Genomic DNA, 13,271 nt, shown 5'->3' with positions numbered 1-13,271 from the left:
TTCTCCAACAATCTCTGTCTATGGGTGCCAGTCTTATATTATTGTATACATATCTCCACACGATATGATAATTTAATATAACAAGCAGCAGAATTCGAGGAAGGCAGTGTTGAACATCTCACAACCTAGAGAGAAATCATCATTCAAAAAATATGTAATACTAGGAACCTTAGCTATATTGTTAGCAGTGACGAATCCGAATGAAGAGGATGTTGCCAATTATCTTGCTGAGAAGACGAATGAAAATAAATTAATGGTCAAGCTGTCTCTCTCGCTTGTGGGACTGGAAAGAAACGATTACATCTTCTTTTCCAAATTCTCGTTTAATCAGGACGGAGAAAAAAAGGAAGTCATCGGCCTGTTTAAAAAATTGTTTTTTAAGCTTTGATCATAATCCGCCGGATGGCGGGTTTATTTTTTATGTCAGTGGCAGGAGTGAATAGATGTTTAACAATAACAGGCATTTAAATATATTTGAGCATTACACGCAAAAAGGCGCGCTGCCTATTGAGAATAATATTTCTAGTGGGCTGGCTATATTGCTTAATGAGAATCATTTGTTCCTCGATCGGTTTATTGATTATGTTAATGCAAAGTGTCAGGAGAAAAAGTCAGGCTGCATAGTTCCCAAACCTCAAAAACAAGAGGATAAAGAAATCGGCATTCAACAACAAATAAGTAAAATCGTTGACAGCTATCCTGATCCACAAACGGTTATCGGGATTACACTTACTACTGCTGCGCCCGTAGACATTATCGAGAATAAGAAAGACAATAATCATCAGTTGATCACTGATATTGTCATCAGCTGTAAAGACACCCTTGTAGTTATTGAAGTTAAACGAAATGCATCCGACGCTCGCATGCAGCTCAAGCAGCAGGTCGACAGTATTATTTCGGTTGTAGAAAGGAAAGGCGGAAACGTCCCTGACCGCGAACTGTTGGATGGGTCATGGGAAGAGGTTATTGCAGTACTGCAGGATGTGCATAGTTTAACAGGCTCTAATCACAATACGATTCTGGCACACTATATTAGCCATCTAGAAAATAATTATCAAGCATGGTTCCCAGTTGCTAGGCTTTCTGACTTGGAAATCACTAAAGCAAATGAAGCTGCCATTGATAAACGTATATTAAAGCTGACTCAGAATTGTTGTGAGAATGACGATGATACAATGAAATATGCGGGCAGGATTATTGTCCCGTTGGACTGTGATTTTGCCAGCGAAGCCCAGATAGCTATGGATTATGATTCGAAGAGGTTAATGATTACGATATGGAGCGGTGATACGAAGTGGCAAGGGGATTGTTTGCTTAATAAGACGATCAACGATTTCTCATGGATATACGCCGATTCATTGACTGTCGAAGGACATGCTCTTGATCTAGTTACAGAACCGTATTTGAGGCTGGCACACTTTCAATCATCAATTTTTCATGAATATTTCCTTATGGATTATTATGAACAACATTATGGGAGCAGCAAGGATCAATGTAGGGATCTGTTCAGGAATATCACGAAACAATGGAAACGGCACAATTGGGATGAGCTGAAGCAGTTATTCAAAACGACCTATTCTGGTTTAATAGATGTTAGCAGCTTTGATGCCAGCTTTGCGAATCACTTTGAGGATTCGAATAGAAGCTACGCTCAGGTTTCGTTTGGATATGAGACAACGGCATATATTCCACTGGATGTCTTCAATAAATTTGAGAAAATGAGCTCGACCAGCAGAGATGGGGACAGATTGGCAGCATTTATTTCAAAAGCAGTACAACAATTAATAGATACCATTAAATAGTAGGGGAGTGCGGCTCGCAATTGCAAATCTTGCCGTGACAGCAGAGCCTGCATGTATTGCATGTATTGCATGTATTGCATGTATTGCATGTATAGCACGTGGACGAGGGCCTTTATAGAGGAAATAACAGAATAATTATACTTTGCATGTTATAATAAATGGAATAATTAAAGAGAGGATGATACTTGTTAATAAGGGAATTGGAATTCTACTCGCTATTATTATTTTTTTCTGCTCCGGGGCTGCAGTGGCAGAGGCGCATGTAAAGTGGTTTACGGATCTGGTGCCGGAGAAGGAAACGATTATTCACATCCTATCCCCTCTATTCATGGGTATTGCGCTGTTCGTAGCAGTGCTGCTCGCTGTGTTGACACAGGTATTGCCCGCCTTGTCCAAATGGAAGCTTATGGTGCAGGTCGATAGCAGGCTGGATCAATTGCGCCTCCATTCCATGCTAATATTGAAGCTGGGCTTAGCCGCAGCATTGCTGATTCAGGTATTGTCCGGATCGCTTTTTGTACCGGAATTCGAGATCTCCTCGCAGCTTGAGAGCATCCTTTTATGGTCAGCCATCGTACTGCTCCTGATCCCGCATCATTGGGCAACGAAGGCCGGGGCGCTCGTCACACTATGGCTGCTGGTCAAGCTGATGCTGGCTGTAGGGCTATTCCACATGCTGGACTACGGCTTTTATTTGGCAATTATCGGGGCGCTGCTGCTGGAAAAAACAAAGGCCCACAATTGGGGAATGCCGATCCTCTATCTGGGAACAGGCTTGTCTCTGTGCTGGGTGGCAGTGGAGAAATGGGTGTTCCCGGCGATGGCGCTTGATATCATTGAAAATCATGGTGTCCCGACATTCGGATTTGCCCCGGATGCATTCGTAGTGATGGCTGCATTCATCGAATTTGTCGTCGGTTATTTGCTCGTCGTCGGCATTCTGAATCGGCTGCTTTCGATTGTCCTGACAGGGATTTTCATATCGACGACGATGCTGTTCGGTATGACCGAGCTGGTCGGTCATTTCATGATTCATATCGTTCTTATCATTTTTATTATCGAGGGTGTCAGCTTCTATAAGCCGCCGGTTGATATGCACAAAAGAAAGATTGATCAGATGATCTTCGTCTCTCTTAATTTTCTATTTGCCTTGTCAATCTTTGTATTGATTTATTATCGCTTTGCCTGACAATGTTTCTCAGAGCATGAATGAAACCCAATTAAAGGATTATTGAAAAAAATCGCTTCCATGTGGAGCGGTTTTTTCTTATATCCAGCCCTCCCTGCAGGCGGCCCAAATCGCCGTTTCGCCCTTGCAGCTGCGCGTCATTGCAAGTGAAAAGATGACGGGCTTAGTGACCGCAGTAACTGGTCATATGACGAAGAAGAAGGGTAATATGGGAGCAGGTTCCAATTATGACAGGAGGGATTTTGTGGAACGGACGACCAGCTTTGATGTCATTATTGTAGGAGCGAGAATTGCAGGATCATCATTGGCGTATGAATGCTCCAAAGCCGGACTCAGCGTGTTTTTGCTCGACAAGGGGAGCTTCCCGAGCGACATATTATCCACGCATAACTTCTTCAGCAATTCGTTAGCTATGCTTAGAGAGATGGGGGTTATGGATCGACTGTTGGAGACGGGAACACCAACCTACAGACGGGCTCATATTCAATTCGATGATACCATTATAGATGGAGAATATCCGGAGACGAATGGCGAGAGCGAATGCTTATGCATCAGGCGGACACATCTGGATCATATTTTATTCCAGCATGCTTGCGAGCAGAGGGGAGTAGTCGGGATTGAAGGGTTTCGCGTGACGGATGTCATCAAGGAAGAGGATCGGGTTGCCGGTGTTGTCGGCTGCTACAGAGATGGCAGAACAGAGCGGTTTACCGCCCGTCTTGTCGTAGGAGCTGATGGACGTAATTCCGTCGTGCGAGGCCTTGTTGGAAGCCAGCGGCAAATGTGTGTGCCGACTGATTACGCATCCTATGTGGCCTACGTGGCGGACTACCGCCAAGAAGGAGAGCGTTGTGTGGAATTCTACAAAATCGGGGAGAATCTCGCTATTGTTTTTCCCACTAGCGATGATCTGTTTGTAGTAGGCGTCATGTTCCCGTTGGATGATCATCATTGGAGAAACCGTTTCACAATCGATCCCGAGCAGGCGATGCGCAGCTTCGTCGACGCTAAATTTGGGAGCACCAGCAGCTCCTTCCCGCAACGGCTAGCGGAGTCGCGTGTCGCGTTGCCAATCAGAGGGCTGCTGGGTTATGATAATGATTGGCATCAGGGGATGGGCAAGGGTTGGGCGCTGCTTGGCGACGCGCTTTCATTCAAAGATCCCGCAGTCGGGCAAGGGCAGCATGACGCACTCTACGGCAGCCGGGTATTGACACGTATTCTCACTTCCGCTAATGACTGGGAATCCGCTTGGGAAGAGATGGCGAGGTCCTATGAGCAGGAGATGGGATCGAAGATGATGTCGAGATTCCATATGGCCTGCCAGTTCACGAAAAATGTTCCTGCAACAGAAGAACAGGCTGCTGTTAACAGGCTGATCGGCAGCAGCGAGGAAGCGACGCAGACCTTTCTTGGTATGTATAATTATGCAAATGAACCTGAGGATCTAGGGGCAGTAATTTCCCGTCTGATGCAGGGACAACTATAGCAAATAAACGCATATAAACGCGAATGAAAGCGCTGTTCACTACCGTTCAGGAGGTGGGCAGGGCTTTTTTGTTATCATTGTCAATTAATGTGTCATGTAAGTTTTTCGGCTTATAAACCTTGATTTTACAAATAAAAAACGGATCGCAGCGAGCCGGAAAAACGTTATTGACCGAATCTTGATTTGTTCGGTAATATAGGGGTGAATAAAATCTGTTAAAGCTGGTTCTGTATATCGAAACTTAGCGAATCGTGGGAGGTTACTAAATCTGGCTGATGTATTGCGAATGTGTATAACTCCATATGATAGGGAGATGATACTGGGATGAATTCTCGTACCCTGGATGAGCGAACCGATATTTGGGAAGCGGAAAGTTACTGGTCGAGAAAAATGAGCGACTGGGCGAATGTACCCCCTATCCAGCCAGATGAGTTAGGTCGAGCAATTGGCAAGGACAGAATAGAATTTACCATTCAGGAGCAGACAGCTGCTCGAATGGATCGATTTTGCAAGGAACGCGCAGAGCTGCGCTTTGTATGTTTATTAACAGTGATGAAGGCGGTACTGTATGCGATGACGCCTTCGCTGCAGCATATAGCATTGGCTGTGCCTGTTCTGCCTGAACGCGACGAAGGGACACAGGAACGGCGGACAATTCCGATTTGCACCGAGAGGCCTGAGCATACGGCCACATTTAAACAAATGATGAAGGCTGTGCATGGAACGGTTCAGGAAGCCTATAAGTATCAATGGTACAAGGGGAGGGAAGCGAGCGAATCTATTTTTCCAAAGGGCTGCAATTCATTTGTTTTTATTTATGAACCACTACATGGGAGGGAATTCATACTATCGTCTGAAGAGAGAGACGAATCGGATTTTATTATAAGCATTCAAGACACAGAGCAAGGCGCATGGAGATGTACAATCGAATTTAACACCTCGACATACAGCCATCTCATAATGCAAGCGCTTTCAGATAGTTTTTTAATCGTGCTTGAACAAGCTTCCTTCGATACGGAACTCCTTCTCTCGGAAGTAGAATTGCGCTCCCCAGAAGAAATTGCAAGACAATGGATTTGGAATGATACCTCGATGCCCTATGAAGCGAACGGAACGTTTCATAGCGGCTTTGGGCATATTGCGGCCCAACAGCCGGAAGGGCTGGCCGTAGTAACGGCAACAGGCCGATTAACCTATGGCGAGCTCGATGCGCGCTCTGACAGCATTGCGCGGTTGCTGCTTGGCAGAGATGCTAGGCAAGGCGACCGAATTGCGGTTATGCTGGATCGTTCAACGGAGTGGATTGCAGCATTCTTAGGTGTACTTAAGGCAGGCTGTACCTATATCCCCGTCGATCCTGACTACCCGCGCTCACGCATTGATTTCATGCTTGGGGACAGCCAGGCGGCAGCATTGATCTATAGCGGTCAGAGGACCTCTATCGACAGCTTCCCAGGCATGGCGGTTGACGTTGACAAGTGGGAAGAGGAGCTTGCCCGTTCCTATCGTGCGGACATGCTGCCGTCCGTTGCTGCTGACGACTTGGCCTATCTGCTGTATACATCGGGCTCGACAGGCTTGCCCAAAGGAGTGATGGTCGAGCATCGCGGCCTCGCCAATCTGCAGGCTTACTTCCGCAGTGAATTGGGAATTACACCGCAGGATCGAATTGTTCAATTCGCCAGTTCCTCCTTCGATGCATCGATCTGGGAGATAACGATGGCTTTGCTCCTTGGAGCAGCGCTTCATATTGCGACACCGGATATTATCGGAGACATGAGCCGTTTCCAGCAATGGATGCAGGAGAGTGAAGTAACGGTAGCCACTTTGCCTCCAACCTATGCTGTCTATCTGGAGCCGAAGAGCGCCAACGCTCTGCGGATGCTCATCACGGCAGGCTCGGAATCCAATCTTGCCTTGCTTCAGCAATGGCAGACTCACACAACGTATATAAACGCATATGGTCCAACTGAAACGACGGTATGCGCAACGGTATGGAACAGCCGATTGGAGAAGCAGCCGACTTCTTCGATCATCCCGATCGGCAAGCCGCTGCCTAATATGCAGGTTTGGATCGTCAATGACGCCTTGCAGCCGTTGCCAGCAGGTGTTGCAGGGGAGCTGTGCGTAGCTGGAACCGGTCTGGCGCGTGGCTATTGGAATAAGCCGGAGATGACTGATGAACGGTTCGTAGTATTGCCCATAGGTGGTACAAGAGTCTACCGGACAGGTGATCTTGCACGCTGGACGGGTGACGGCAGCATCGCGTTTCTGGGGCGTCTTGATCAGCAGGTTAAAATCCGTGGATATCGGATCGAGACGGAAGAGGTTCGTCACATTCTGATCAATCAGCCCCATGTGAAGGATGCCGTTGTCGCAGTGAAGGCGGACGAAGGCGGAGAGCCGGCGCTGTTCGCCTATTATGTGGTCGAGAGTGGTGGTGAGCTTCCTCCATCGGAATTGAGAGCTGCATTGACGGCTGCGCTGCCAGGCCATATGGTGCCGACGTATTGGGCGCAGCTTGAGGAAATTCCGCTGACTCCGAACGGGAAGCCGGATCTCAAGGCGCTGCCATCGGCAGGGGATGCCCTTGCACGCATGGACAGGCCGGACTTTCAGACGCCGCAGAGCAGAACGGAGCTTGCGCTGGCGGAGCATTGGGCTTCATTGCTTGGCGCGAGCCGTATTGGACGAGAGGATCATTTCTTCCAGATCGGCGGACATTCCATGAAAGCTGCGAAGCTTGCTGCCATGCTGCATCGGACCTTCGGCGTCAACATGCCGCTTGAACAGATGTTTCACCATCCTACACTTGCGGCAATGGCCGCCTGGATTGATGGTGAAGCGAGCAGCTCGGCTGCTGTCGAGTCAATACCTTGCGCACCCTTTAAGGAAACCGGTTTCCGAATGTCGCCTGCGCAGCGGAGGGTGTTCACGATAGAGAGCGGGCGCAGCGACAGTACGCTTTATATTTTGCCCTTTGCCTTTTGGCTGGAAGGTCAGATCGAGGCTGCGGAGCTGGAGAGGGCATTCAACGCATTAATTCAGCGTCATGAGCCGCTTCGTACTTCGTTTGGTTGGGATAACGGCGAGCCTGTGCAGATTGTCCATGATGCAGTACGGTTTGGGCTTGATCAGCGCTATGAGGAGCCTGAAGGCATTGCGGATCTATCGCAACGCCTTGCTGCTCCGTTCGACCTCAAGGAGCCGCCGTTATTAAGAGCTTCTCTTGTCCATGTTGCAGATGGAAGGAAGATGCTGTTCCTGCAGCTTCATCACATTATTGCGGATGGGCTGTCGCTTGGCGTTCTTATGAATGACTTGACCGCGCTGCTGGGCAATGAGGAGTTGCCGCCGCTCGCGATTCAATATAAGGATTATTGCGAATGGATGAATGACCGTGAATTGCCAGAGGACCAGGAGACATTCTGGGAGCAGAGGTTCGCGAATTTCGATGCTGCGATTGATCTGCCCGTAGATCATCCACGTCCGCGAATACGCCGATTCGAAGGCGAGACGCTATCCTATCAGTGGGATGAGCAGCTTGCCGGGGCCATTCAAGATTTGGCGAAGCGCTGTGACGCAACGCTGCATGTGACGATGCTGGCTGCCTATTATGTACTGCTGTCGAAGGTGACAGGAAACGATGACTGGGTCATTGGTTCCCTGCATGCAGGGCGCGATCATCCCGAGGCAATGGACATGGTCGGCATGTTTGTGCATACGTTGGCACACCGCAATCAGCCTCGCGGCGAACTGACCTTCAGAGCCTTCACGGAGGAGGTCAAGCGACGGATGCTGGAGGATTATGAGCATGCGGATTATCCATTCGAACGGCTTGTGCGCCGGATGAAGCTGCATGATACGTCCCGCAATCCATTGTTCGATACGATGTTCGTCTTGCAAAATCTTGATGTGTCGATCACAGAAACAGATCGCATTTCATTCCGGCCTTATACGCTGACAGAGCAATTGACCCGCTTCGATCTCGTGTTCCAGGCATGGGAGAACGAGCAAGGATTGCTGTTATGGGTTACCTATGCGAGCTCCTTATTCAAGGGATCCACAATCGGGAAGCTGGCTGGTGACTATAAGCTCCTTCTGGAGAAGCTGGTCGCAGATGCTGATGTACGGATCAGCGAATTGGATCTTGTTCAAGAATACCGGCCGATTACTGCTTTCAAGAGCGCGATGGATTTTCAATTCTAGTGAATGAGGGAGGAACTATAGAATGTGTGCCAGCCGGATTTTGCCTATAGCAACGCCAGATATTACTGCTTACACGCACTTCACTTTCGCCCTGTCTGTGATGTATACCGATGAGGATGCGATGCGATGGGTGTACAGCAACTACATTCAAATTTGTCTGCGGGACTGGGGTCCTACCAGTGATATGGATTACTACACCCAGACGGCAGAAGAGCATCTCATCCCTTGCTTCCAGGGCTCTCAGCGCTTCACGCGGGATACGATTCTCCACTATTCGCCTTCTTTTATCGATTTCGTCCGGGATTCCATTGACCGCAACTTCTATGTATGGACCTATGTGGATGAGTTCTATATTCCCGGAGCGGTCGCCTATCAGAATCTGAGCAATCCGCATTCCGTTATGTTCAGCGGCTATGACGACGAGAAAAGATTGTTTCTGATGAGCGGCTATTTCTCCAATCAAAGCTATTCCACTGCATGGTTCGATTACGATCTTATCGACGAGGCGTTCAAGGGGTTTGAAACCTCGGATTTCTTCTACACGAATTTCACAAGATTGCTTCGGCTGAATGAGGATACGAAGGCATGCTACGATTTCAATCTTCCATGGATCATGGAGCAGCTCAGAGATTTTGTTGACTGCGAGGAATCCGACCATACACGGATGCCGGAATCCGCCTTTCGCAGAACGAGCCCTTATTACTGGGGGGTAGATGTGTACGATCAGCTGCAAAATCTGCTGCGGAGACATATTGATGGACAAACCATCGTCGATCATCGTCCGTTCCATATTATTTGGGAGCATAAAAAAATGATGTGCAAACGTTTGTCCTATATGGCCGAGCATGGCCATTTCGAATTCAGTCCCTCTATCGTGAACGGGTACAAGGAATTGGAGCAGTTCACATTAGTCACAAGAAATATGATGCTCAAATATTTGCTCAGCTTCAACAACATGTATTTGGAGCAGATGATCGAGCGGATGGGACAGCTTAGAGAGAAAGAGGTCCCTCTGGTCTGCGAGATGCTGGAGCAGTATGAGCAGTCGCTAAAACAAAGAAATGAGGGTAAAGGTCCAATCGCATAGCTAGGCAGGGGGTTGCTTAGTGACAGACAACTAGAAACAAGGGGAGGATCATAATGTCAATCGATGCATTGGAAATCCAAAAAATATTATCTAGCGGAAAGTTGGACAATGAGAAGGAATTCTGGCTGCAAATGCTTCAGGGAGATCGCGAGCTGACTCGTTTCCCGGAGGATCGCAGAGGAACAGATGCTGAATCGGCAGAGGGGGACGGATCGCTCGCAATCTGGCGCATGTCTTTCAGTGAAGAGCTAGCCAGCGGCATCAAAGCGATGTCGGGAACCTCGGATTACGCGGCCTACCTCATTCTGCTAAGCGGCGTTCAATTGGTCGCGCAGAAGTATGCGCATAGTGCAGAGGTGCTGGTCGTAACGCCGGTCTTCGAGCTGGCCGAGACACCGGGCCAGACGAACCGATTGCTGGTATTTCCTGCAGAGCCCAAGGGAGCAGCAACATTCCGTGAATATTTGAACGGGCTCAAAAGCACGCTGGTCGACATTCTGGATCACCAGAATTATCCGTTCTCCCAGCTGGTGCAGGACGCAGGCTGGGGCAATGTCAATGATGCAGACTGCCGTATTCCAATCGCAGTAGGCTTTGATCGTCTCCAAACCCCGCGTTTCCTGGACGAGGCTATGACGGATTTTGAATTCCGTTTCGAAGAGACGGAGTCGGGATTCGAGCTGGAAATCAGGTATAACAGAAGCCGTTATTCTGATTCGCTGGCACAGGGCGTCGCGGCGCATTGGCAGCGCGTAATGGAACGGCTGCTGTCCGAGCCTGACGCCCCAATCGGGGAGGCGGATATGCTTGCTTCCCCGGAGTGGGAGCAGGTCGTGAACGCATTCAACGATACGAGGGGAGCCTATCCCAGCGATACGACGCTGCATCAATTGTTCATGAATCAGGCGGCTCGTACACCGGAGGCAACTGCGGCTGTATGCCAGGACAAGGCGATGACCTATAGAGAGCTTGACGAACGCTCGAATCAGCTGGCTCGCAGACTGCAGCGCATTGGTGTTGGACCAGAGGTTCGAGTGGCTATTCTGGCCAAACGCTCCTTCGAGATGGTCATTGGCCTGCTCGGCATTCTCAAGGCTGGAGGGGCATATGTTCCGATGGATGCATCATGGCCGAAGCGGCGAGTAGAGACGGTGCTGGAGGAAGTGGGCGCATCGCATCTGGTAACGATGCGCGAGCTGTTCACGCCTGTCGCTGATCTGCTGTGGAGATCCTCGCGGCTGACGGAGGTTGTTCTGCTTGACGAAGCTGGACCGGAGCCGGAAGGCGGCAATTCGGACCGCGAGCTCGTTGTCAAAATGTTCGATGATCTGTCAGCAGGAGCAACGGATCATATCTCTGCAGGCGGCTTCGTCAGCTCGTATACCGGCATCTATTTGACGGAGGCGGATGTTGAGGAGTATAAGCAGCGGGTGCTGGAGCTGGCTCGTCCATTCACGGGAGCGGACAAGGCCGCCCTTGAAATCGGCTGCGGCTCAGGGCTTGTTATGTTTGATCTGGCGAATGATTATCGGCAGTATACGGGCCTAGACCCCTCGTCAGTGACACAGGAGCGCAATAAGGGAACTGTGGAGCAGGAGGGCAAGACGAACATTGAGCTTGTTACTGGCTTCGCAGAAGAGACGGCCAGCATGGCGAGCGAAAGCTATGATTCGGTGCTGCTGCCGAGCACGATCCAATTTTTTAACGGCTATCTGTATCTGGAGAAGGTATTAAGGGAAGCGGTCAGACTGCTTCGTCCAGGCGGAGCTCTCATCGTAGCTGATGTGCCGGATGAAGCGTCCAAGGAGACATTTCGCGCCTCGCTTGAGGAGTTCAAGCGCAATCATGGAACCTTCTATAAGACGCGAACGAATCTGGATGGAATTCTGTACTGCCACGAGGACTTCTTTCATGGCTTTGCCAAGCAGTTCCCAGGCATGTCGGTGGAGATCCGGCGGCGTACGAAGGGCTTCAAGAACGAGCTGAGATACCGCTATGATGTCGTCATGGTGAAATCCGCACAGGCGGAGACTGCAGCGGCAGCGCCGTCGCAGCCATTCTCGACTGGCTGGCATTTGGAGCAGAAGGAGCGGACACCGCTGGCGATAGCGGCCGATCCCGCGCAAACGGCTTATGTGCTGTTCACCTCAGGCTCGACGGGTACGCCTAAGGGCGTCGTCGTATCCCATCGACCGGTCGTGAATGTTATTGACTGGGTTAACGGAACCTTCGGCGTTAATGAGCAGGATCGCCTTTTCTTTATTACCTCTATCTGCTTCGATTTGTCGGTTTACGATATGTTCGGCATGTTCGCCGCCGGAGGCAGCATTGACATCGTCTCGGAGGAGGAGGTCCGCCGTCCGGAGACATGGCCGGAGCGATTATTCAAGAGCGGAATTACGATCTGGGATTCGGCGCCGGCAGCGCTTGCCCAAAGCGTGCCTTTCTTCGAGAAATATGAAGGGGAGGCTGCGCCTCTCCGCCTGTTCCTGCTAAGCGGAGACTGGATTCCACTGACGCTGCCGGATGATATGCAGCGGATGTTCCAAGGCGCTCGCGTTGCTGCGCTGGGCGGGGCTACCGAGGCTTGCATATGGTCGAATTGTTATGAAGTACAGGGAATAGCGCCAGAGTGGGTTAGCATTCCCTATGGCAAGCCGATCCGTAATGCCCGCTACTATATTCTCGACAGAAACCTGCAGCCATGCCCAATCGGGGCGCGGGGCGAGCTGTTCATCGGGGGCGAATGTCTGGCAAGCGGCTATCATCTGGAGTCGCTGACCAAGGAAAGGTTTCTGCCTGATCCGTATGTATCCGACAAGGGTGCGCGCATGTACCGAACGGGGGATCTGGCGAAATGGATGCCTGACGGCAATATTGAATTTCTCGGGAGAGTGGATCATCAGGTCAAAATCCGCGGCTACCGCATTGAGCTTGGAGAAATCCAGGCGAAGCTGCTTGGACATCCGTCCATTAAGCAATGCGTCGTCATTGATTGCACAGACAGCTCGGGGCAGAAGGTGCTTAGCGCTTATTATGCTGCGGAAGAGGAGCTTCCTGTACGCGCGCTGCGCGATTACTTGAGCGGGGAGCTGCCCGCGTATATGATACCTTCTTATTTTACACGGCTTCCGCAAATACCGGTCACCTCCAACGGGAAGGTAGATCGCGGAGCGCTGCCGCAGCCGCAGACGCAGGTGCGCTCTGAAGCGGCCTATGAGCCGCCGGCCAACGACATTGAAGCGGAATTGGTGGAGATGTGGAAGGAGCTGCTGACGCTTGAGACGGTCGGCGTGAATGACAACTTCTTTGAACTGGGCGGACATTCGCTGCTGGCTGTGAAGCTGGAGATCGAGATGGAGTCGCGCGGATTGATCGTTTCTCCCGAGGACTTCCAGCAGTGCTACACGATCCGCGAGCTTGGCGGCTATACGACCCGTTTGGACAAGGATACGGATTCGCAATAGCTATGATACGGATTCGCAAGAGCAATGA

The 13,271-nt window shown here is 50.2% G+C and carries 7 protein-coding genes; all 7 read left to right on the top strand.

Features of this window, described 5'->3' with window-relative positions; all coding sequences use genetic code 11:
- The first annotated feature begins 178 nt into the window (after positions 1 to 178).
- Positions 179 to 388: a hypothetical protein gene (locus tag L6H65_RS11545; RefSeq protein WP_236342202.1), complete on the top strand. Its 210-nt coding sequence runs from the start codon at positions 179 to 181 to the stop codon at positions 386 to 388.
- Between the two features lie 55 nt (positions 389 to 443).
- The gene (locus L6H65_RS11540) at positions 444 to 1,802 is read left to right on the top strand and encodes a hypothetical protein (protein ID WP_236342200.1); all 1,359 of its coding nucleotides are present in this window, start codon (positions 444 to 446) and stop codon (positions 1,800 to 1,802) included.
- A gap of 178 nt (positions 1,803 to 1,980) precedes the next feature.
- Complete coding sequence (locus L6H65_RS11535) at positions 1,981 to 2,991, top strand: DoxX family membrane protein (protein ID WP_236342192.1); 1,011 nt, start codon at positions 1,981 to 1,983, stop codon at positions 2,989 to 2,991.
- 166 nt (positions 2,992 to 3,157) lie between these two features.
- Complete coding sequence (locus L6H65_RS11530) at positions 3,158 to 4,480, top strand: NAD(P)/FAD-dependent oxidoreductase (protein WP_236342183.1); 1,323 nt, start codon at positions 3,158 to 3,160, stop codon at positions 4,478 to 4,480.
- Between the two features lie 324 nt (positions 4,481 to 4,804).
- Positions 4,805 to 8,689 carry a non-ribosomal peptide synthetase gene (locus tag L6H65_RS11525; protein WP_236342181.1) on the top strand — a complete coding sequence of 1,295 codons (3,885 nt, stop codon included), beginning with the start codon at positions 4,805 to 4,807 and terminating at the stop codon, positions 8,687 to 8,689.
- 22 nt (positions 8,690 to 8,711) lie between these two features.
- A complete protein-coding gene (locus tag L6H65_RS11520) occupies positions 8,712 to 9,776 on the top strand; it encodes a hypothetical protein (RefSeq protein ID WP_236342172.1) in 1,065 nt (354 codons plus the stop codon).
- 53 nt (positions 9,777 to 9,829) lie between these two features.
- Positions 9,830 to 13,243 (top strand): non-ribosomal peptide synthetase, encoded by a 3,414-nt coding sequence (locus tag L6H65_RS11515; RefSeq protein ID WP_236342170.1) that lies wholly within the window; start codon positions 9,830 to 9,832, stop codon positions 13,241 to 13,243.
- Positions 13,244 to 13,271 lie beyond the last annotated feature (28 nt).

Origin of the sequence: Paenibacillus plantiphilus (assembly GCF_927798095.1) — a bacterium.
GTDB classification, from domain to species: domain Bacteria; phylum Bacillota; class Bacilli; order Paenibacillales; family Paenibacillaceae; genus Paenibacillus_Z; species Paenibacillus_Z plantiphilus.
This window is presented reverse-complemented; position numbering and strand designations above follow the sequence as displayed.

What these genes read in the sequence shown, in the direction of transcription:
- L6H65_RS11535 (WP_236342192.1), top strand. Translation starts at nt 1,981, where the DNA reads ATGATACTTGTTAATAAGGGAATTGGAATTCTACTCGCTATTATTATT.
- L6H65_RS11525 (WP_236342181.1), top strand. Translation starts at nt 4,805, where the DNA reads ATGAATTCTCGTACCCTGGATGAGCGAACCGATATTTGGGAAGCGGAA.
- L6H65_RS11520 (WP_236342172.1), top strand. Translation starts at nt 8,712, where the DNA reads ATGTGTGCCAGCCGGATTTTGCCTATAGCAACGCCAGATATTACTGCT.
- L6H65_RS11515 (WP_236342170.1), top strand. Translation starts at nt 9,830, where the DNA reads ATGTCAATCGATGCATTGGAAATCCAAAAAATATTATCTAGCGGAAAG.
- L6H65_RS11540 (WP_236342200.1), top strand. Translation starts at nt 444, where the DNA reads ATGTTTAACAATAACAGGCATTTAAATATATTTGAGCATTACACGCAA.